The organism is Pseudomonas sp. ACN8, from assembly GCF_002303925.1.
In the GTDB taxonomy this organism is placed as follows: Bacteria; Pseudomonadota; Gammaproteobacteria; order Pseudomonadales; family Pseudomonadaceae; genus Aquipseudomonas.
The window spans coordinates 41,293-62,106 of record NZ_MRCS01000021.1; the positions used below are offsets into that span (position 1 = coordinate 41,293).

The window sequence follows — 20,814 nt, forward strand, 5'->3', positions numbered from 1 at the left end:
GACCCTCGATGCCGAACACTGCCGCTGCGCTCGACCTGTTATTGCTGCCGACCTGGCTGGTACCCGTCGAACCCGCTGGTGTTGTCCTCAAGGAACATGGCGTGGGCATCCGTGATGGACGCATCGTGTTTATCGGCCCACGTTCCGCCGCGCTGAAGCTTAACGCAACCGAAACCCGCGAATTGCCCGACATGCTGCTCAGCCCCGGCCTGATCAATGCCCACGGGCACGCGGCGATGACACTGTTTCGCGGCCTGGCCGATGACCTGCCATTGATGACCTGGCTGGAAAACCATATCTGGCCCGCCGAGGCCAAATGGGTCAACGAAGATTTCGTGCGCGACGGCACCGACCTTGCCATCGCCGAGCAAATCAAAGGCGGCATCACCTGCTTCTCTGACATGTACTTCTTCCCGAAGGTTGCCAGTGAGCGCGTGCACAACAGCGGCATTCGCGCGCAGATCGCAATCCCGATCCTCGACTTCCCTATTCCGGGCGCTGCTACGGCGGACGAAGCCATTCGTCAGGGCGTCGAGCTGTTTGGCGATCTCAAGCACCACGAGCGCATCAAAGTCACCTTCGGCCCCCATGCACCCTACACCGTGGGCGACGAAAACCTGGAAAAAATCCGGGTGATTGCCGAAGAACTGGACGCTTCGATTCACATGCACGTACATGAAACCGCTTTCGAAGTGCAGCAATCGGTCGAGCAACGCGGTGAACGACCGCTGGCCCGACTGGCACGCCTGGGCTTGCTGGGACCACGCTTCCAGGCGGTTCACATGACCCAGATCAGCGAAGACGACCTGGCGCTGCTGGTAGAAAGCAACAGCAATGTGATTCATTGCCCGGAGTCGAACCTGAAGCTGGCCAGTGGGTTCTGCCCGGTCGAGCGTTTGTGGCAGGCCGGGGTCAATGTCGCGATCGGCACTGATGGCGCAGCCAGCAACAATGACCTGGACCTGCTCGGCGAAACCCGCACCGCGGCCCTGCTGGCCAAGGCTGTCGCCGGCTCGGCCACCGCGCTGGATGCCCATCGTGCCTTGCGCATGGCCACCCTCAACGGTGCCCGGGCGCTGGGTATCGAGGCCGAAACCGGCTCGCTGGAAATCGGCAAGGCCGCGGACATGGTGGCTTTCGACCTCTCCGGCCTGGCCCAGCAGCCGGTCTACGACCCGGTTTCGCAGCTTATATATGCCACCGGCCGGGACTGCGTGAAACACCTTTGGGTTGCGGGCAAGCAGTTGCTCGACGACCGTCGCCTGACACGCCTGGATGAACAACAGCTTGGCACTGTCGCCAAGGCCTGGGGCCAGCGCATCAGTGGCCGCACCGAATCGTAAGCACCCTGGAGCACAATCCGGGGCAACAGGATTTTTCAAGTTTTAGAGGACTTAAACCATGAGCAACGTCGACTACGCCGAAATCGCCAAATTCGAGGCCCTGGCCCATCGCTGGTGGGACCGCGAAAGCGAATTCAAACCGCTGCACGACATCAACCCGCTGCGGGTCAACTGGATTGACGAGCGGGTCAACCTGGCCGGCAAGAAGGTCCTCGACGTCGGTTGCGGCGGCGGCATCCTCAGCGAAGCCATGGCTCAGCGCGGCGCGACCGTGATGGGCATCGACATGGGCGAAGCGCCGTTGGCGGTTGCCCAGTTGCATCAGCTGGAGTCGGGCGTGAACGTCGAATACCGGCAGATCACCGCTGAAGCCCTGGCCGAGGAAATGCCCGAGCAGTTCGACGTGGTCACCTGCCTGGAAATGCTTGAGCACGTACCGGACCCGTCGTCGGTCATCCGTGCCTGCTTCCGCATGGTCAAACCCGGCGGCCAGGTGTTCTTCTCCACCATCAACCGCAATCCGAAGGCGTACTTGTTCGCCATCGTCGGCGCCGAATACATCATGAAGCTGCTGCCGCGCGGCACCCACGACTTCAAGAAATTCATCCGCCCTTCCGAACTCGGCGCCTGGAGCCGCATGGCCGGTCTGACCGTCAAGGACATCATCGGCCTGACCTACAACCCGCTGACCAAGCACTACAAACTGGCGGCCGACGTGGACGTCAACTACATGATCCAGACCCTGCGCGAGGAGTAAGCCGATGCCAATCAGAGCAGTTCTTTTCGACATGGACGGCACCCTGCTCGACACCGCGCCGGACTTCATTGCGATCTGTCAGGCGATGCGTGCCGACCGCGGCTTGCCACCGATGAACGACAAGCACATCCGCGACGAGATTTCCGGCGGTGCCAAGGCGATGGTCGCGGTGACCTTCTCCATGGACCCGGAATCGCCGGGGTTCGAGGAACTGCGCCTGGAGTTCCTGGAGCGCTACCTCGTCGGTTGTGCAGTCCACAGCAAGCTGTTCGACGGCATGGGCGAACTGCTGGCGGACATCGAGAAGGCCAACCTGATCTGGGGCGTGGTCACCAACAAACCGCTGCGTTTCGCCGAGCCGATCATGCAACAGCTGGGGCTGGCTGAACGCTCGGCGCTGCTGATCTGCCCCGATCATGTGAAGAACAGCAAACCGGATCCGGAACCGCTGATCCTGGCCTGCAAGATGCTCGACCTGGACCCGGCCAGCGTGCTGTTCGTCGGCGATGACCTGCGCGACATCGAGTCGGGCCGCGATGCCGGCACCAAGACTGCCGCCGTGACCTTCGGCTATATCCACCCGGATGACAATCCGCGGCATTGGGGGGCGGACGTGGTGGTCGATCATCCACTGGAGTTGCGCAAGGTGCTCGATAGCGCGCTTTGCAGTTGCTAAGTCTGTCGCAGACCTCTGTAGGAGCGAGCTTGCTCGCGAGAAACCCGAGAACGCCGCAGGGTGTCGGGTTTGTCGTGTAATCGTTCAAGACCATCGCGAGCAAGCTCGCTCCTACAACGGCCGCTGTCTTCTGATTTGTTGAGGTTTTTTATGTTTGATTATTCCGCCCGCCCCGAACTGCTCAAGGATCGGGTCATTCTGGTCACCGGCGCAGGACGCGGCATCGGCGCCGCAGCGGCAAAAACCTACGCGGCACACGGCGCAACCGTGCTGCTGCTGGGCAAGACCGAAGCCAACCTGACCCAGGTCTACGACGAGATCGAAGCCGCCGGCCATCCACAACCGGCAGTCATCCCCTTCAACCTCGAAACCGCCCTGCCCCATCAATACGATGAGTTGGCAGCGATGATCGAAAGCGAATTCGGGCATCTCGACGGCCTGCTGCACAATGCTTCGATCATCGGCCCGCGCACGCCGATCGAGCAGCTTTCCGGCGAAAACTTCATGCGGGTCATGCAAGTCAACGTCAATGCCATGTTCATGCTCACCAGCACACTGCTGCCGCTGCTCAAGCTGTCGCAGGATGCTTCGGTGGTGTTCACGTCCAGCAGCGTCGGCCGCAAGGGACGTGCGTACTGGGGCGCTTACGGCGTCTCCAAGTTCGCCACTGAAGGCCTGATGCAAACCCTGGCTGACGAAGTCGACACCGTGGCCCCGGTACGCTCCAACAGCATCAACCCCGGCGCCACCCGCACCAGCATGCGCGCCCAGGCTTACCCGGGTGAAAACCCCCTGAACAACCCGACGCCCGAGGAGATCATGCCGGTCTACCTTTACCTGATGGGCCCGGACAGCACCGGTATCAATGGCCAGGCGTTCAACGCCCAGTAACGACCGTACGTCGCTTTTTGGTGCCGCGCCAGCTTCCTGTCGCGGCACTCGAAGGCTTCAGGATTCGAACCAGGCACCTGTCAAACAAACGTCACACCCTACGTCACCCAGGTAGCAGACGACAATCAACCGATTGATTCAAAACAACTTTTATTCGGATGAACCGAATGGCACGACTTTCGCTCTAAGTTTGCTCAGACACGTAACGTGAAAGCAGACGGGGGTGAAGCTTGAGTCCAGAGATTACTCTTCTTCTACAAAGCGGATTAAACTTGTACGAAATGTCCTACGGGACTGACGGACCAGTACGACGCGCAGCCCTAAGCCGCTCTCACCCTGCTTGTAAGACAGCCTTACTGCTTAGGGGCGCACGCCTTATGAAACCACCCTCCCAGACCAACGCAATTGACTTCGATAGCGCCAAATTGCAGCGCCTGGGCTTTGGTCAGCAGCCGCCCCTCCTGGAAAGACCTGTCAGTCTTGCGCAATTGCGCCAGCAGCTGAGCCTGCAGCTGCAAACCAGCCTGGAACCGCAACGCATTCTTGGGACTTTCTATCGCGAGATTCAACGGCTGGTGCCGTTGGATGCCTTGTGCTACCAGCACAAGAGCAGTGACCTGCGCCTGGAGTTCGGCCAACGCGGCCACCACTCCATCAGCTACAGCCTCAGCCACGAAGGCGAACATCTGGGCGAGCTGATCTTCCGTCGCAATCAGCGTTTCAGCGAACTGGAACAGGGCCATCTCGAATCACTGCTGGCCGCGCTGCTTTTCCCGATGCGCAATGCGCTGCTGTACCGTACCGCTACCCAAAGCGCACTGCGCGACCCGCTGACGGGCGCCGGTAACCGCATCGCCATGGACCAGACACTGCAAAGGGAAATCGAGCTGTCCCGGCGCCACCTGCAACCGTTGTCGGTGCTGATGCTGGACATCGATCATTTCAAGCTGGTTAATGATACCCACGGCCACAGCACTGGCGATGACGTGCTCAAGGCGGTCGCTGCCTCGATCAAAAACCAACTGCGCAACGTGGACATGGTGTTCCGCTATGGCGGCGAGGAGTTCCTGATCCTGCTGTCGAATACCTGTCGCGAGGCCGCGGCCATGGTCGGTGAGCGGCTGCGGTTTGCAGTGCAGTCTGAAGAGTACCTGGCCAATAGCCACAAGATCCTGCTGACGGTCAGCCTAGGCTGTTCGACCCTGTTGCCCGGCGAGTCTGCCGAAAGCCTGTTGCGGCGGGCAGACAGCGCATTGTATGTGGCCAAGCGCGAAGGTCGTAACCGGCTGGAGATGGCGGGCTGAAATTTCAGTCACGGCACAAACCAATGTGGGAGCGAGCCTGCTCGCGAATGGGACCTGACCTTCAACGATGATGTTGACTGACAGTCCGTATTCGCGAGCAGGCTCGCTCCCACAGTTGTTTTTCAAGCAGCGATTGAATCAGCTTTCGACCAATGCCATCCGCTCACGCACGACCGGTGCCCGCTCTGCGTGTTCCATTTGCATGCAACGTTCGAGAAACAGGTACATATAGTCGTAGCTCTTGCAAACAGCCTGACGCAGCTCCACCTGCAGGGATTTGCTCGGGTTGGTGCCCGCCAGTGTGCAGATGATGTCCAGGGCTTCCCATGGATGGGCATCGTCATACTGCGCATGCATCTTCAGCCATTTCATCGCCCGCTTGCGATCTTCCTCGGGGAACGAGGCGGCGTAGATACCGTTGGAACACACGACCGCCGACCATTCCCCGGTCGCCCCTTCGATCGCGTAGTTGGTAGCGGCAATCGCAACGATCAGCGAGTCGGCGGAACTGGTGTGCCAGCACCAATGGCTCAGGGCGTGAAGCTCGGGTGGAACCTGCTGAGCCTGCAACTCTTCCAGGCTGACACCGTGCGCGCGACTCCAGTGCACCCAGTAATCGGCGTGGTTCAGTTCGACGCGGATGTTACGCATCAGCCAGCGACGGGCCATGTCTTCGCCGGGATGACGGGCAAAGCGGGTCTTGGTCAGGTTTTGTGCCATATACAACGCGAACTGTTCGACCACCGGCCAGCCACCGATCAGGTACTGGCGCATGGTCTTCGCACTGAGTTTGTTGTCTCGCATGCGTTGGTACAGTTCGTGTTCGACAACCCGGCGCTTGCTCTCGCTGCAATCCTGGATCAGGCGCTGGGCCCAGGCAGGGTAACTTGCAGCTTCCATGAGCGGTCCGGTTCGGTTGAATGTATCGATCACTGTCGAGCTCCTTTTGATTGTGATTGTAAGACCGGCAGGAGTTTCAACGGAACGTGCCAGGGGCCTTGAACAACAGCGGCTGAGGCCTGGCGGGACGGCTTAGCAGGCTATCAAAGGTAAACAGATGCGGGCGTTCAATCACATACCCTTGAGCGTAATCCACCCCGATCTCCAGCAATGCCTGCTCGATCTGGGGCGTTTCGACAAACTCGGCAATCGTGCGCTTACCCATCACATGGCCAATGTGGTTGATCACTTCGACCATGGCGCGGTTGATCGGGTCGTCCAGCATATCCTTTACGAAACTCCCATCGATCTTCAGGAAGTCTACAGGCAAATGTTTCAGGTACGCGAATGAGGACATTCCGGCACAAAAGTCATCCAGTGAAAAATAGCATCCTAAGCCTTTGAGTTCATTAATGAATCGAATGGCGCTGCCAAGATTTGAAATAGCACTGGTTTCAGTAATTTCAAAACAAATCATTTCAGGCGGAATCGAATACGTCACAAACTGTTCGCGCAGGAAGTCCAGGAATGCCTCATCCCCAATGGTCGTGCCTGACAGATTGATCGCACACATGGCCAGCGGCCCATGGCCTTGCTCGGCCCTGCATTGGGCAATGATCTTGAACACGTTCTGCACCACCCAACGATCGAGCGAGCTCATCAAGCCATAACGCTCGGCAGCCGGAATGAAGCTGTCGGGCAGGATCATCCGCCCGGCTTCATCATGCAATCGCAGCAGAATCTCAATGTGCCCGCCGCCCTGTTCGACATGACCCAAGGGCACAATTTCCTGGGCGTACAGGCAAAAGCGGTCTTCCTCCAGCGCCATGTGCAAACGCTGCACCCAGGCCATTTCGCCGAAGCGCAGGGACAGTTCCGAGTCATCCGGATGATAGACCTGAACCCGGTTACGGCCCTTTTCCTTGGCCATGTAGCACGCCATGTCGGCAGCACGCAGCGAGGCTTCAAGCGTCGTCGGATTCTGCGCGACATGGACCAGCCCGATACTGACAGTGGTCACGAAAGGCCGGCCCTTCCAGACAAAATGCAGATTCTGCACAGTCTGGCGCAGGCTTTCGGCAATTTTCTCCGCCGCTTCCGGTGCGCAGTTTTCCAGCAGGATGCCGAATTCGTCGCCGCCAAGGCGCGCCAGGGTATCGCCTTCGCGCAGCCCGGATTGCAACAGCGCGCAGATGTGCCGCAACAGTTCGTCGCCCGCCGCGTGGCCGCAGGTATCGTTGACCAGCTTGAACTGGTCCAGATCGAGGAACATCAGGGCATGGCGACCCGAATGGCGGGTCAGGTTGTGCAGCGCCTGTTCCAGGCGATATTCGAACTCGCGACGGTTGGCGAGCCCGGTCAAGGCGTCGTGGGTCGCCTGCCACGACAGATTCGCGATGTATTGCCGCTCCTGGGTCATGTCATGCAGCACCAACACCGTCCCGCTGACTTTGCCGGCATTACGGATCGGCGCGCCCACCAGCGTGACCGACACCGTGCTGCCGTCCAGACGCTGGATCAGCTTGGAGTGTTCACTGCCGCCACTGAGCTGGCCGCTGAGAATATGCTCGATCAGGGTGAATCCATCGGTCTGGGCATTTTCGTCCAGCAGGTTGAACAGCGCCGCCAGCGGCAACCCCGTCGCCTGCTCGGCCTTCCAGTGGGTCAACGCCTCGGCCGCGGGGTTCATGTAGGCGATCGCACCGGAAACATCCGTGGTGATCACGCCGTCACCAATCGATTGCAGGGTGATCTGCGCCCGCTCTTTCTCCACTTGCAACGCATCGGCGAAGGCATGGCGCTGCTTGAGTAGTTTATGGGTGCGCATCAGCGCCAGCGCGATCAATCCAAGAGCCGTGGCGAGGTTAGTCAGCAACAGCAGACGAAGAATGACCCGCGACCCCTCCCCCAGTGCATCGCTGAAGGCTTTCGCCGCCGGAGTCACCTCATCATTGATCGCGAAAATCTGCTCCCTCCAGCGCTGTACATCCGCCCTGGAAGCCGGGCCGGCAGCGATGTGCCGATGCATGTCCCTGGCAACGTTATCGAGTTTGACAAGATAGGCATCACCCACGGTCCAGAGGTCGATGGCTTTTTCGAGGTAGCTGAAGTGACGAAAGTTGAGGTACAGCCAAATCAGGCTGGAAACGTCATCCGGGTGGTTGCCGCCCTTGAGAATCGCCACACGTGCCGCCTCGATATTCGGCGGTTGGTGGTCCAGTGCCACACGTAACTCATGTCCGCCCTGGGGCACGGACATCGCGTGCTGGTATTTACGAAAAATCGCTTCGTCGCCACTGTCGGCGTAGAGGTTGAGGTAATAGATGGCGTCTTTCTGGCCCTTGGACCAGAGACTTTCGCCGGCAACATAGCCGCGAACCGCCGACAGCACGTAAAGGCTAACGCCGCCCAACAAGGCTTGAAACACCACAACGGCGATAAATGGCCAGACGATACCCAACAGCCGTGGCGTTCCGAGAGTCCGCGTTTGATTCATGGGGTCCCTTGCATTGGCACTGTCTGCTCGTCTTCCGGACGAAATCGCTATAGCTAGACTAGGGGGCGATCCTGCTTCCGGCAAGCGACAAGCTTTGCCCGGAGGGAGTATCGGCCACTGAATTCGCTCGCGATGAATTTTTATAGTATTGAAACAGCGCTCTGCAACCTTGAAGCGACCTCGCTACAACCGCTACAACCGCTGCAAATGCCCATACAGCTTGGCGTACAACCCACCGTCGGCAATCAGTTGCTGGTGGTCGCCATCCTCGGCAACTTGCCCGCCGTCGAACACCAGCACCCGATCCGCCTGTTTTACCGCCGAAAGGCGGTGGGCAATGATCAACGTGGTGCGGTTGCTCAGGAACCGCGCCAAAGCCTGGTGCAGGTTGTATTCGGTGGCGGCGTCCAGTGCCGAGGTGGCTTCGTCGAGGATCACCACCTTGGGCTCGGCCAGCACCATTCGGGCGATGGCCAGGCGTTGACGTTGCCCGCCGGACAAACGCACCCCGGAGCGCCCGACGATGCTGTCCAGGCCATTGGGCAAATCCCGGACCGTGCCATGCAACTGGGCAATTTCCAGCGCCTGCCAGCAGGCCTCGTCACTGCGTTCGCGGCCCATGGTCAGGTTGGCCCGGATGGTATCGTTGAACAGCGCCGGATGTTGCAGGACCACGGCAACATTTTCCCGCACGGTTTCCAGGCCGATCTCCTGCTGGGTCGAACCGCCGAAGCGAATGGTTCCGGCCAACGGCGTGTACAAGCCCAGCAGCAGTTGCACCAACGTGCTCTTGCCACCGCCACTGGCGCCGACGATCGCAACCTTTTCGCCGGGGGCGATGGACAGGTTCATCTGGTTCAGGACCAGTTCATCACCGTAACCGAAGCTCAACCCTTGTACTTCCAGCCCGACCGTCTCGCGACCGGCGAAAGGGTCGACGCCGCCCGGGTATTGGGGCTCATCGGCACGGGACAGCAGTTCGTTGATTCGCGACAGCGCACCGCCGGCAGCGTAGTAGGCATATTGCAGGTTCAGCAGTTGTTCAACCGGACCGATCATGAACCACAGGTAACTGAACACCGCGAGCATCTGGCCGATTGAAAGGTCGGAAAACAGCACGGTGAGCATCGCCGCGGCCCGGAAAATATCGATGCCGAACTGGAACAGCAAACCGCTGGCCCGATTCGACGCATCGGTTTTCCATTGCGAATTCACCGCATAGTCACGCACGTCCCGGGCGCGTTGCCCCAGGCGACCGAGGAAAAACCCCTGGCGGTTGCCGGCGCGAACTTCCTGGATGGCATCCAGCGTTTCGGTCAGTGCCTGGGTGAAGCGCGAAGTGCTGTCGTTCTCGAGTTTCTTCAGGTGCTTGACCCGCTTGCCCAATTGCACCGTGGCATAGATCACCAGCGGGTTGAACAGCAGAATCAGCAATGCCAGTTTCCAGTGCATCCACATCAGAATGCCTGCCGTGCCGACCAGGGTCAGCATGGCCACGAGGAAACGGCTGAGGGTTTCGCCGACGAATTTGTCCAGGGTGTCCAGGTCGGTGACCAGATGCGTGGTCACCGTGCCGCTGCCCAGGCTTTCGTATTCGCCCAAGGAGATACGCTTGAGACGCTCGATCAGGCGTATGCGAATGCGGTAGACGATGTCCTTGGCCAACCCGGCGAACAATTTCGCCTGCACCACGTTGAACAGCAACGCGGTGCAACGCAGGGTCAAGGTCACCACCAGCATCAGGCCGATGTAGCCCGCGGCCTTCTGCCAGCCTTCGGGCAGCGCGTGGTTCATGATCTTCAGCGCGGCATCACCATGCCCCAGCAACACCTCGTCCACCAGCAACGGCAGGAGCAAGGGAATCGGCACGCTGCACAGGGTCGCCAGCACGGCCACACCGTTGGCGATCCACAGGGATTTCTTGTGATGCAGGGCCAGGCGGCGGATTTCCGCCCAGCTCAGACGGTCGACACGTTTAGCGGGTGCGACATCATCAGGCAGGTCATGCACAGGCAGCACGCTCCAGCCAGCGGCCGAGCAGCGGGGACAACTCGCTCAACGGCTGATAGCCATTGGTCAACAACGCCAGTTGGCCGTTACGCTCGGCCAGCAGAGTGGGGAAACCGGCAATGCCCAAGTCCTGGACCCAGGTGAAATCAGCCGCCGTTGCGGCATGCATATCGGCGCGGTCAAACGCGGCGGCGAACTCGATGCGCGGCACGCCGGCTTGCTCGGCCAGTTCCACCAGCACGCTGGCGCGGGTGACATCCCGGCCTTCGACATAAAACGCATGCTGGATCAGCCCGAGCAGCTTCCAGGCGCAATCCGGCGCCAGTCCGCGCGCCGTCACCAGTGCCCGGCAGGCAGGCTCGGTGTCATAGACAAAGCCATCGGATAACGCGCCCTCAAACTTGAAAGACTGGCCGGTGGCTTCGGTGACCGCCTGCCAGTGTTCAAGGATGTAGCGTCGGGTGGTCGGCTCCAGCGCCGCACCGCTACCGGTGCGCAAACCACCCACGATCAGATGCACATCCACACCCGCGGCTTGCGCCTGCTCGACCAGTGCGTTGGCCACCGGGGCAAACCCCCAGCACCAGGAACACATCGGGTCCATCACATAAAGCAGGCGTGCAGACATGGTTCAGGCCTCGGAGGATGCTTGCTTGTAGTTGAAGCCGATCGGGTGAGGCTGGTTACGAGCCTTGGCCAGTTCGATCTGCTTCTGCCGGTCGATCGCGCTGCGACGGGTCTTCTCGCTCAGCTTATCCCAGCAATGCGGGCAACTGATGCCGGCCACGTAATGCTCGGACGCGCGGTCTTCCACGCTCACCGGCGTGCGGCAGGCATGACATTGATCGTAGTCGCCTTCGCTCAGGTCGTGACGAACGGTCACGCGGTTGTCGAACACGAAGCAGTCGCCCTGCCACTTGGTTTCTTCCTGCGGCACCTCTTCGAGGTACTTCAGGATGCCACCCTTGAGGTGAAAAACCTCACCGTAGCCCTCGCTGAGCATGTAGCTCGAGGCCTTCTCGCAGCGGATGCCGCCGGTGCAGAACATTGCGACCTTCTTGTGCACGGCCGGGTCGAAGTTGGCTTTGATGTAATCGGGAAACTCGCGAAAACTGGTGGTTTTCGGGTCGATGGCGCCTTCGAAGGTACCGATCGAGACTTCGTAATCATTACGGGTGTCGATCAACAGCACTTCGGGGTCGCTGATCAGGGCGTTCCAGTCCTGCGGATCGACGTAGGTGCCGACCTTTTTGTTCGGGTCCACGCCTTCCACGCCGAGGGTGACGATTTCTTTCTTGAGTTTGACTTTGGTGCGATAGAACGGCTGATCGTCGCAGTACGACTCTTTATGGTCGATGTCGTCCATGCGCGGGTCGTTCTTGAGCCAGGCCATCAGCCCGTCGATGCCTTCGCGGCTGCCGGACACGGTGCCGTTGATACCTTCTTCGGCAATCAGCAGGGTGCCTTTGATGCCGTTGTCGACCATCGCTTGCAGCAGGGGCTCGCGCAGGGCGACGTAATCTTCCAGGGTGACGAACTTATACAGTGCCGCCACGACAATCTGTTGTGTCATGGGTAAATCTCCAGGTGGCTACCCTCGTAAGGGGTGAACCGGATGCGAAAAAAAACGCGCCGGGTTAGCGGCGCGTTGGGCATTCTAACAAAAAACCTGTGTTTAGTGCTTGCTGCCGCCGGCACAGGTCGGCGAGGCCGGAGCCGCGTCGATCCGGGCCCATTCCTCTGGCGTGTAGGTATGCAGCGCCAACGCATGGAACTCGCCCATCAGCTCGCCAAGCGTGCCGTAGACCTTCTGGTGACGCTTGACCCGGTTCAGGCCTTCGAACTGCGCGCTGACCACCACCGCCTTGAAATGGGTTTGCAGCCCACGGCTGTGCATGTGGCTTTCATCCAGCACTTGCAGATGCTCGGGCTGAAGCAGGGCCAGCGTCGATTCGATGCGTTGTTGCATGGTCATACCGAACTCCGCTTAAGGCTTTTTCTTGGCTGGAGCAGCCGCGTCTTTCGGCGTCAGCTCGGCGGTCATGTCAGCCAGCAGCTTGTTGACCACAGGCACCGCGCTTTCCAGCTTGGCCTGGGTCATCTGGGCCGATTGCTGGGTCAGCTGAGGCATTTTTTCCAGGACTTTCTTGCCCAGTGGCGACTGGTAGAACGCAACCAGGTCCTTGAGCTCGGATTCGGTGAAGTTGGTGGTGTAGAGCTTGACCATGTCCGGTTTCAGCTTGTTCCAGCCAATGGCCTGGTCCAGAGCGGCGTTGGCCTTGGCCTGGTAGGTTTCCAGCACGGCTTTTTTCGACTCAGGGGCTTTGGTTTGTTCGAAACGCTGGGCAAACATCTGCTGTACTTGCATGTACACCGGGGTGCCCAGTTTGTCAGCGTGCGCCATGGTCAGGAAAGCCTCGGCACTGGCGTTATGGCTGGCGGTGTCGGCAAGAACCTGGCCGCTGGCGCAGACCAAAGCAACGGCGGTACAGATGGCACGAAGACGAGTCATCGAGTTTCCTTTTCTAGCTGGCGAGGTAAGACCCCAAGGGCGTCCATTCTGCGCCTAAAAAAGTGTGTCGCTCAACCCCAAGCCTTGTCGCGCCTGATTTAGAGGGGTTGAATGGTCAAATTCAGACTGATGGAACCACGGCCGTCGATCACGGCCTAAACTGCGCAATCGGACCTACAGGAGTGAGCAAGATGAGCCGTATCGAAACCGACAGCCTCGGCCAGGTTGAAGTCCCGGATGAAGCCTATTGGGGCGCTCAGACGCAACGCTCACTGATCAACTTCGCCATCGGCAACGAACGCATGCCGCTGGCCGTGTTGCATGCCCTGGCGCTGATCAAGAAAGCCGCGGCACGGGTCAATGATCGCAACGGCGACGTGCCCGCCGATATCGCGCGCCTGATCGAGCAGGCGGCCGACGAAGTGCTCGCCGGCGACCACGACGACCAGTTTCCGCTGGTGGTCTGGCAAACCGGCAGCGGTACCCAGAGCAACATGAACGTCAACGAAGTGATCGCCGGTCGCGCCAACGAGCTGGCCGGCAACCCTCGTGGCGGCAAGTCCCCGGTGCACCCCAACGATCACGTCAATCGCTCCCAGAGTTCCAACGACTGTTTTCCCACCGCCATGCACATCGCAGCCGTCCAGGCGGTGCAGCAGCACTTGCTGCCGGCGATCAGTGAACTGACCGGCGGGCTGGCCGAACTGGCCGCACGCCATATGAAACTGGTCAAGACCGGTCGAACCCACATGATGGATGCGACACCGATCAGCTTCGGTCAGGAAATCTCGGCTTTCATCGCGCAACTCGATTACGCCGAGCGGGCAATCCGCAGTGCACTGCCCGCGGTCTGCGAGCTGGCCCAGGGCGGAACGGCCGTCGGCACCGGGCTGAACTCACCCCACGGCTTCGGCGAGGCCATCGCCGCGGAATTGGCAGCCCTCTCCGGCTTGCCGTTCATCACCGCGCCGAACAAGTTCGCCGCACTGGCCGGCCATGAGCCGCTGACCACGTTGTCCGGCGCGCTGAAAACCCTCGCCGTGACACTGATGAAAATCGCCAACGATCTGCGCCTGCTGGGTTCCGGCCCGCGCGCCGGCTTCGCCGAAGTCAGGCTGCCGGCCAATGAACCGGGGAGTTCGATCATGCCGGGCAAGGTCAACCCGACCCAGTGCGAAGCACTGTCGATGCTCGCCTGCCAGGTGTTGGGCAACGACGTCGCCATCGGTTTTGCCGCCAGTCAGGGTCACTTGCAGTTGAACGTGTTCAAACCGGTGATCATCCATAACCTGCTGCAATCGATCCGTTTGCTGGCTGATGGCTGCAGCAACTTCCAGCAGCACTGCGTGGCCGGCCTGGAACCGGATGCGGAAAAAATGGCTGAACACCTGGAGCGCGGTCTGATGCTGGTGACGGCGCTCAACCCGCACATCGGCTATGACAAATCGGCGGAGATCGCCAAGAAGGCCTACAGCGAAGGCCTGACCTTGCGCGAGGCGGCGTTGCAGCTCGGGTATCTGACTGACGAAGAGTTCGATGCGTGGGTGAGGCCGGAGAACATGCTGGAGGCTGGGGCCAAGGGCTGAATTTTGCGCTGATTGAAAGTCCGTCTTCGCGAGCAGGCTCGCTCCCACACTGGATCTCTGGGGGAGCGAGCCTGCTCGCGAAGGGCGCGATGAAGATTTTCAGCCAACGACCATTTTGGCTTTTCTGGCCTTCAATCCGGCAATCAACGAAGGCCCCAACGCCACCAGCGCCGACCCCAGCACCACCAGCACCGCGCCGCCATATCCCAGGCCATTGATCGTCTCGGCATGCACATAGTCGGGCCACAGCCACGCAGCCATGGCAACCGCGGCAAAGGTCACCAGCGGCGTGATGGCCAGCGTCGCGCTGACCCGGGAAGCTTCCCAATGGGCCAGGGCCTCGGCAAACGCGCCATAGGCAATCAGGGTGTTAAGACAGCACGCCAGCAACAACCACCCCTGCAAGGGGTTCAATTGCAACGCTTCGAGCGGATGCACCCACGGCGTCAACAACAGCGCGCAAAACAGGTAGATCACCATCATCACCTGCAGCGAATTCCACACCGTCAGCAATTGCTTCTGCCCCAAGGCATAGAAGGTCCAGACCGTGGACGCCAGCAGCACCAGCAGCACGCCGGCGGTGTAGTCCGTCAGCGACGTGAGCAACTCACTCAAGCGCTGGTTGAAAAACAGCGCAAAGCCGATCAACAGCACCAGCAAGCCAATCCCCTGCCCCAGGCTGAAACGCTCCTTGAACACAAACAGGCTGGCGATCAGCAGCATGATCGGGCCCATCTGCACCACCAATTGCGCCGTGCCGGGGCTGAGCAGGTTCAGACCCATCAGATACAAAACATAGTTACCGACCAGTCCGAGCACCGCCATCAGCACCAACCAGCCACCACGAGGTCCGAGCACCTTGCGGCTGGGTAGACGCCTGGTGGCCGCCAGGTAAATGAACAGGCAGCCGCCGGACACCAGCAGGCGAAACCAGGTCACCGTCACCGGATCCATCACCAGCAACACCTGCTTGAGCTTGATCGGCAGGATTCCCCACAACAGCGCGGTCAACAAGGCCAGGAACAGACCGTAACCCCAGCGACCCGATGAAATGTGCATGTGAACCCCAACGCCAATTGACAGAAGTCGTCATTCTAGGCTCGCAGCGGTGGCGTACACAGGCACAGTTTTGGACTGGCCGCGAATGAAACTGTGCGGGTCGCAATCTTTGAGGGGGATTTTTTACAACCGAGGTGAGCCCATCGCGAGCAGGCTCGCTCCCACAGTGATTAGCGGCGATCACAAATGTTGTGTACGCCACCAAACCTGTGGGAGCGAGCCTGCTCGCGAAAGCTATCTGGCAGACAACGAAAAATATCGAGGCTTAACGCACCGACTCAAACAACCCCGTAGCCCCCATCCCGCCACCCACGCACATGGTGACGATGCCGTACCGCAGATTGCGTCGCTGCAATTCACGAACCAGATGCCCGACCTGGCGCGAGCCGGTCATGCCGAACGGGTGACCGATGGAAATCGAGCCGCCGTTGACGTTGTACCGGGCGTTGTCGATTTCCAGCCGGTTGCGGCTGTACAGGCACTGCGAGGCGAACGCTTCGTTGAGTTCCCACAGGTCGATGTCGTCAATCCGCAAGCCTTTGGCCTTGAGCAGTTTCGGTACCGAAAACACCGGGCCGATGCCCATCTCGTCCGGCGCGCAACCGGCCACGGTAAAGCCGCGGAAGAACGCTTTCGGCTTGAGCCCCAGCTCCAGTGCTTTTTCGAGGCTCATCACCAGGGTCATGGACGCGCCGTCGGACAGTTGCGAAGAGTTGCCCGCCGTGACCGAGCCATCTTCGGCGAACACCGGTTTCAATCCGGCCAGGCTTTCCAGGGTGGTGTCCGGGCGGTTGCAGTCATCTCGGTCGACGATGCCGTCGAGGATCTGTGCCTGACCTGTGGCCTTGTCTTCGACGCGATACTTCACCGCCATCGGCACGATTTCATCGCTGAACAACCCGGCGGCCTGCGCCGCTGCGGTACGTTGCTGGCTTTGCAGCGCGTACAGGTCCTGCTCTTCACGGCTGACGCCGTACCGACGCGCGACGATTTCAGCCGTCTGGCCCATCGGAAAATAGATGCCCGGCACCTGCTCCTTGAGCAGCGGGTTGATCAGGTTGTCGGTGTTGACGCTCTTCATGGTCAGGCTGATGGACTCGACGCCGCCGGCGACGATGATGTCGCTGCAACCCGAAGCGATCTGGTTGGCGGCGATGGCGATCGCCTGCAAGCCCGAAGAACAGAACCGGTTGAGGGTCATGCCGGCCGTGCCGATACCCAGGCGCGAGAGCACCGCGACATTGCGACCGATATTGAAACCCTGGGCACCTTCGTTGGAGCCGGCACCCACGATGCAGTCCTCGACGCTCGCCGGATCGATACCGGTGCGCGCCAACAGTGCATCGACACAGTGGGCCGCCATGTCATCCGGGCGGGTCATGTTGAATTTACCGCGAAAGGATTTGGCCAGGCCGGTCCGTACGCTGTCGACGATCACCACTTCACGCATGGCATACCTCATTGTTGTTATCGGTTGAGAGTGGACCGAGCATAAGTCCAGCGCTTCACCGACCGCGACGATCATTCACCTCGCGTATGCGTAACCATGGCCTCAATTCTTGTCCTTGCGCTTGCGTTCATGCCGGTCGGATTTCTCGAAAGCCTCTTCCAGCGCCCGGTTGATGGTGCGTAGCACCTTGACCCGTGCCCAGCGCTTGTCATTGGCTTCCACCAGGGTCCATGGCGCAATCTCGGTACTGGTACGGTCGACCATGTCACCGACCGCCGCACGATAGTCATCCCATTTTTCACGGTTACGCCAGTCATCTTCAGTGATCTTGAAGCGCTTGAAGGGAATCTTCTCGCGCTCCTCGAAGCGCTCCAATTGCGTCTGCTTGTCGATCGACAGCCAGAACTTGACCACGATCACACCGGCGTCGGCGAGCTGTTCTTCGAAATCGTTGATTTCACCATAGGCACGCAGCCAGTCCGCCGGGCTGCAAAAGCCTTCGATGCGCTCCACCAACACCCGGCCATACCACGAGCGGTCGAACACCGTGAACTTGCCCCGGGCCGGCAGGTGCCGCCAGAAACGCCATAGATACGGCTGCGCCCGTTCTTCTTCGGTTGGCGCGGCAATCGGTACGATGCTGTACTGACGCGGATCCAGCGCTGCCGCTACCCGGCGGATCGCCCCACCTTTGCCAGCCGCGTCATTGCCCTCGAACACCGCCACCAGTGCGTGGCGGCGCATGCGTTTGTCACGCATCAACCCGGAAAACCGCGCCTGCTCGGTGATCAGTTGTTCTTCGTAATCATCCTTGTCCAGGTGCAGGGTCAGGTCCAGACTGTCGATCAGGTTCACTTGATCGACACTGGGGAACACTGGCGCGGCGCTGACCTTTTCCGGATGGATCTTCGGTCGCTTCAATGCCCCTTGCAGGCCCGCCAGCAGAATCCGACCCACGGCCAGGCTGCGATAATGGGCATCCGCCCCGGCGATCACATGCCAGGGTGCATAGTCACGGCTGGTTCGACGCAGCGCCCGTTCACCATACTTCACGAACCGGTCGTAGGTTTGCGACTGCTGCCAGTCCAGCGGGCTGATGCGCCAGCTGTGCAGCGGGTCGTCGGCCAATGCCTTGAGGCGTGCCTTCATTTGCTTTTTCGAGAGGTGAAACCAGAACTTGAAGATCAGCGCACCTTCATCGCAGAGCATCTTTTCCAGGCGCTCGGCGCCATTGATCGCCTGGTCCAGTCGCGGATCCTTGAACTCGCCATGGACCCGCCCCTGCAGCATCTGGCTGTACCAGTTGCCGAAGAAAATCCCCATGCGCCCCTTGGCCGGGAGCATCCGCCAGTACCGCCAGGCCGGCGGCCGCGCCAGTTCTTCATCGGTTTGCTGATCGAAGGTACGCACCTCGATCAAGCGCGGGTCCATCCACTCGTTGAGCACCTTGATCGTCTCACCCTTGCCGGCACCTTCGATGCCATTGATCAAAATGATCACCGGAAAGCGGCGTTGCTGCTGCAATTCGAATTGCGCTTCGAGCAACGCTTCGCGCAGGGCCGGGATTTCGGCGTCGTAGGTTTCTTTGTCGATGGCGTGATCGATTTCGGCGGATTCAAACATGAGCGGCTCCCTTCCAGATGTGAGCAAGACTAGCGGATTGAACTGAAGGCCAGCAGAGATTCTCCCGGTCTCGGCCAATGCATACCTTGCCACGGATCAAGCACCACGCCGTCGATCGGCTAGAATGGCGGCCTTGCCGTTGCCGAGCCTGCCATGAAACCTGTATTGCCCCACGCCCAGCTCGACTGGGACGACCAAGGTCGCCCGTATTCGCGGGTATTCGACGATGTGTATTTCTCCGACCAGTCGGGGCTGGACGAAACCCGCTATGTCTTTATTGAGCAGAACCGTCTGGTGGAGCGTTTTGCTGCCCTGCCCGAGGGCGGGCGGCTGGTCATCGGTGAAACCGGGTTCGGCACCGGGCTGAATTTTTTGTGCGCCTGGCAGGTGTTCGATCAACACGCCGCGACCGGTGCGCGGTTGCATTTTGTCAGCGTCGAGAAATACCCGTTGAGCCCCGACGACTTGCAGCGGGCCCTGGCGCTGTGGCCGGAACTCAAGGTGTTTGCCGATCAACTGCTTGAGCAATACGTGGCCATCCATCAGGGCTTTCAGCGCCTGACGCTGGACCACGGCCGCGTGACGCTGACCCTGCTGATCGGCGATGCACTGGAGCAACTGCCGCAACTCGATGCCCGAATCGACGCCTGGTTCCTCGACGGTTTCGCCCCGGCGAAAAACCCCGACATGTGGACCGCCGAGCTGTTTGCCGAACTGGCGCGCCTGGCCGCCCCCGGTGCCTCCATCAGCACGTTCACCAGCACCGGCTGGGTGCGGCGCCTGCTCAACGCCGCCGGCTTCAAGATGAAACGCACCCCCGGCATTGGCCACAAATGGGAAATCCTGCGCGGCGAGTTCCTCGGCTGGCCCCAGGAAACACCGACCCCGGCCCTGGATAAACCCTGGTTCGCCCGGCCGGCCCCGCTGACCGGCGAACGCCAGGCTCTGGTGATCGGTGCCGGCCTGGCCGGATGTGCCAGCGCCGCCAGCCTCGCCGCGCGGGGTTGGCAAGTGACTTTGCTGGAGCGCCACGACGCCATCGCCCAGGAAGCCTCGGGCAACCCGCAGGGCGTGCTCTACCTGAAGTTATCCGCCCACGGCACGGCGCTGTCGCAAATGATCGTCAGCGGATTCGGCTACACCCGACGCCTGCTCGAACACTTGCAACGGGGCCGCGACTGGGACGATTGCGGCGTGTTGCAGTTGGCGTTCAACGCCAAGGAAGCCGAGCGTCAAGCGCAGTTGGCAGCGGCGTTTCCAGCGGACTTGCTGCACCTGCTGGATCAACCCGAGGCACAGGCCGTGGCCGGCATCGGGCTGGCACAGGGTGGCCTGTTCTATCCCGAAGGCGGCTGGGTTCATCCACCGGCGTTGTGCCAGTGGCAGGCTGCGCATCCACAGATTCAACTGCTCACCCATCACGATGCGCTGGAGCTGCGCAAAGTTGAAGGCCGTTGGCAAGCCTGGGACGGCGAGCGCTTGCTTGCCGACGCCCCCGTGGTGGTGCTCGCCGGTGCCGCCGAAATCCGGCGTTTCCCCGAGAGCGCCGAGTTGCCGCTCAAACGCATTCGCGGGCAAATCACCCGACTGGTGCAAACCCCGCAAAGCCAGGCCCTGAGCACCGTGGTGTGCGCCGAAGGCTATGTCGCCCCTGCCCGTTTGGGCGAACACACCCTGGGAGCCAGTTTCGATTTCAAGAGCGATGACCTGGCGCCGACTACGGCGGAACACCTGGGCAACCTGGCCATGCTCGAAGAGATTTCCCACGATCTGGTCGAGCGTTTACAGGCCGATGAACTTGCACCTGAAAGTCTCCAGGGTCGCGTTGCCTTTCGCTGCACCAGCCCCGACTACTTGCCAATCGTCGGTCCGTTGGCCGACACCCAGGCGTTCACTCAGGTGTATGCAGCACTCAGCAAGGACGCCCGGCAGGTGCCGGACGTCGAATGCCCATGGCTTGACGGTTTGTACATCAACAGCGGTCACGGCTCGCGCGGCCTGATCACCGCACCGCTGTCCGGAGAACTGCTGGCAGCCTGGCTGGACAACGAACCCCTGCCATTGCCCAGGAGCGTGGCCGAAGCCTGTCACCCCAACCGGTTTGCCTTGCGGCGCCTGATCCGGGGCAAGTAGTCGATACAGCAGTCGAAGTCGCCCTCATGGGGCG

General features: G+C 60.6%; 17 protein-coding genes. 7 read left to right on the plus strand and 10 right to left on the minus strand.

What is annotated here, in order from left to right; translation table 11 throughout:
* The first annotated feature begins 8 nt into the window (after window positions 1-8).
* The 5 genes from BSF44_RS13840 (at window position 9) to BSF44_RS13860 (ending at window position 4,971) form a co-directional block, all read left to right on the plus strand.
* Window positions 9-1,343 (plus strand): TRZ/ATZ family hydrolase, encoded by a 1,335-nt coding sequence (locus BSF44_RS13840; protein ID WP_095943970.1) that lies wholly within the window; start codon window positions 9-11, stop codon window positions 1,341-1,343.
* A 58-nt stretch (window positions 1,344-1,401) separates the two neighbouring features.
* Window positions 1,402-2,100, plus strand: a complete 699-nt coding sequence (ubiG, locus tag BSF44_RS13845; RefSeq protein WP_007985381.1) for a bifunctional 2-polyprenyl-6-hydroxyphenol methylase/3-demethylubiquinol 3-O-methyltransferase UbiG — start codon at window positions 1,402-1,404, stop codon at window positions 2,098-2,100.
* Window positions 2,101-2,104: 4 nt separating this feature from the next.
* Entirely contained in the window at window positions 2,105-2,776 is a 672-nt protein-coding gene (gene mupP / locus BSF44_RS13850) for an N-acetylmuramic acid 6-phosphate phosphatase MupP (RefSeq protein ID WP_057713765.1), read from the plus strand.
* A 150-nt stretch (window positions 2,777-2,926) separates the two neighbouring features.
* Complete coding sequence (locus BSF44_RS13855; RefSeq protein ID WP_007999919.1) at window positions 2,927-3,667, plus strand: YciK family oxidoreductase; 741 nt, start codon at window positions 2,927-2,929, stop codon at window positions 3,665-3,667.
* Between the two features lie 377 nt (window positions 3,668-4,044).
* Window positions 4,045-4,971: a GGDEF domain-containing protein gene (locus BSF44_RS13860; protein WP_095943971.1), complete on the plus strand. Its 927-nt coding sequence runs from the start codon at window positions 4,045-4,047 to the stop codon at window positions 4,969-4,971.
* Between the two features lie 138 nt (window positions 4,972-5,109).
* Here the strand turns inward: BSF44_RS13860 and BSF44_RS13865 are convergent, their stop codons facing one another.
* The 7 genes from BSF44_RS13865 to BSF44_RS13895 all read right to left on the minus strand — a co-directional run bounded on the left by BSF44_RS13865 (window position 5,110) and on the right by BSF44_RS13895 (window position 12,929).
* Window positions 5,110-5,871 carry a TenA family transcriptional regulator gene (locus BSF44_RS13865; RefSeq protein WP_371918249.1) on the minus strand — a complete coding sequence of 254 codons (762 nt, stop codon included), beginning with the start codon at window positions 5,869-5,871 and terminating at the stop codon, window positions 5,110-5,112.
* Between the two features lie 76 nt (window positions 5,872-5,947).
* A complete protein-coding gene (locus tag BSF44_RS13870) occupies window positions 5,948-8,407 on the minus strand; it encodes an EAL domain-containing protein (protein ID WP_095943973.1) in 2,460 nt (819 codons plus the stop codon).
* A gap of 192 nt (window positions 8,408-8,599) precedes the next feature.
* On the minus strand, window positions 8,600-10,417 hold the full coding sequence (locus BSF44_RS13875; protein ID WP_095943974.1) for an ABC transporter ATP-binding protein: 1,818 nt from the start codon (window positions 10,415-10,417) through the stop codon (window positions 8,600-8,602).
* Complete coding sequence (locus BSF44_RS13880; protein WP_095943975.1) at window positions 10,410-11,045, minus strand: DsbA family protein; 636 nt, start codon at window positions 11,043-11,045, stop codon at window positions 10,410-10,412. The genes BSF44_RS13875 and BSF44_RS13880 overlap by 8 nt, the downstream gene beginning before the upstream one ends.
* Before the next feature lie 3 nt (window positions 11,046-11,048).
* Complete coding sequence (locus BSF44_RS13885; protein WP_046042587.1) at window positions 11,049-11,990, minus strand: rhodanese-related sulfurtransferase; 942 nt, start codon at window positions 11,988-11,990, stop codon at window positions 11,049-11,051.
* Between the two features lie 102 nt (window positions 11,991-12,092).
* Window positions 12,093-12,392: a BolA family transcriptional regulator gene (locus BSF44_RS13890; protein WP_008048982.1), complete on the minus strand. Its 300-nt coding sequence runs from the start codon at window positions 12,390-12,392 to the stop codon at window positions 12,093-12,095.
* A gap of 12 nt (window positions 12,393-12,404) precedes the next feature.
* Window positions 12,405-12,929 carry a DUF2059 domain-containing protein gene (locus BSF44_RS13895; protein WP_007997268.1) on the minus strand — a complete coding sequence of 175 codons (525 nt, stop codon included), beginning with the start codon at window positions 12,927-12,929 and terminating at the stop codon, window positions 12,405-12,407.
* Window positions 12,930-13,120: 191 nt separating this feature from the next.
* Here BSF44_RS13895 and BSF44_RS13900 point away from each other — a divergent pair, with 191 nt between their 5' ends.
* Complete coding sequence (locus tag BSF44_RS13900) at window positions 13,121-14,515, plus strand: class II fumarate hydratase (RefSeq protein WP_008048978.1); 1,395 nt, start codon at window positions 13,121-13,123, stop codon at window positions 14,513-14,515.
* 99 nt (window positions 14,516-14,614) lie between these two features.
* On the opposite strand, the gene BSF44_RS13905 is transcribed toward BSF44_RS13900, so the two are convergent.
* From BSF44_RS13905 to pap, 3 genes are all read right to left on the minus strand, one after another.
* A complete protein-coding gene (locus tag BSF44_RS13905) occupies window positions 14,615-15,574 on the minus strand; it encodes a DMT family transporter (RefSeq protein WP_095943976.1) in 960 nt (319 codons plus the stop codon).
* 265 nt (window positions 15,575-15,839) lie between these two features.
* Complete coding sequence (locus tag BSF44_RS13910; RefSeq protein WP_095943977.1) at window positions 15,840-17,024, minus strand: thiolase family protein; 1,185 nt, start codon at window positions 17,022-17,024, stop codon at window positions 15,840-15,842.
* 102 nt (window positions 17,025-17,126) lie between these two features.
* Window positions 17,127-18,647, minus strand: a complete 1,521-nt coding sequence (gene pap / locus BSF44_RS13915; RefSeq protein ID WP_095943978.1) for a polyphosphate:AMP phosphotransferase — start codon at window positions 18,645-18,647, stop codon at window positions 17,127-17,129.
* 153 nt (window positions 18,648-18,800) lie between these two features.
* On the opposite strand from pap, the gene mnmC reads away from it, so the two are divergent.
* A complete protein-coding gene (gene mnmC / locus BSF44_RS13920) occupies window positions 18,801-20,780 on the plus strand; it encodes a bifunctional tRNA (5-methylaminomethyl-2-thiouridine)(34)-methyltransferase MnmD/FAD-dependent 5-carboxymethylaminomethyl-2-thiouridine(34) oxidoreductase MnmC (protein WP_095943979.1) in 1,980 nt (659 codons plus the stop codon).
* Window positions 20,781-20,814: the final 34 nt, after the last annotated feature.

Coding starts and splice junctions, on each gene's coding strand:
- BSF44_RS13840 (WP_095943970.1), top strand. CDS start 9: ATGCCGAACACTGCCGCTGCGCTCGACCTGTTATTGCTGCCGACCTGG.
- ubiG (WP_007985381.1), top strand. CDS start 1,402: ATGAGCAACGTCGACTACGCCGAAATCGCCAAATTCGAGGCCCTGGCC.
- mupP (WP_057713765.1), top strand. CDS start 2,105: ATGCCAATCAGAGCAGTTCTTTTCGACATGGACGGCACCCTGCTCGAC.
- BSF44_RS13855 (WP_007999919.1), top strand. CDS start 2,927: ATGTTTGATTATTCCGCCCGCCCCGAACTGCTCAAGGATCGGGTCATT.
- BSF44_RS13860 (WP_095943971.1), top strand. CDS start 4,045: ATGAAACCACCCTCCCAGACCAACGCAATTGACTTCGATAGCGCCAAA.
- BSF44_RS13865 (WP_371918249.1), bottom strand. CDS start 5,871: ATGGAAGCTGCAAGTTACCCTGCCTGGGCCCAGCGCCTGATCCAGGAT.
- BSF44_RS13870 (WP_095943973.1), bottom strand. CDS start 8,407: ATGAATCAAACGCGGACTCTCGGAACGCCACGGCTGTTGGGTATCGTC.
- BSF44_RS13880 (WP_095943975.1), bottom strand. CDS start 11,045: ATGTCTGCACGCCTGCTTTATGTGATGGACCCGATGTGTTCCTGGTGC.
- BSF44_RS13885 (WP_046042587.1), bottom strand. CDS start 11,990: ATGACACAACAGATTGTCGTGGCGGCACTGTATAAGTTCGTCACCCTG.
- BSF44_RS13890 (WP_008048982.1), bottom strand. CDS start 12,392: ATGACCATGCAACAACGCATCGAATCGACGCTGGCCCTGCTTCAGCCC.
- BSF44_RS13895 (WP_007997268.1), bottom strand. CDS start 12,929: ATGACTCGTCTTCGTGCCATCTGTACCGCCGTTGCTTTGGTCTGCGCC.
- BSF44_RS13900 (WP_008048978.1), top strand. CDS start 13,121: ATGAGCCGTATCGAAACCGACAGCCTCGGCCAGGTTGAAGTCCCGGAT.
- BSF44_RS13905 (WP_095943976.1), bottom strand. CDS start 15,574: ATGCACATTTCATCGGGTCGCTGGGGTTACGGTCTGTTCCTGGCCTTG.
- BSF44_RS13910 (WP_095943977.1), bottom strand. CDS start 17,024: ATGCGTGAAGTGGTGATCGTCGACAGCGTACGGACCGGCCTGGCCAAA.
- pap (WP_095943978.1), bottom strand. CDS start 18,647: ATGTTTGAATCCGCCGAAATCGATCACGCCATCGACAAAGAAACCTAC.
- mnmC (WP_095943979.1), top strand. CDS start 18,801: ATGAAACCTGTATTGCCCCACGCCCAGCTCGACTGGGACGACCAAGGT.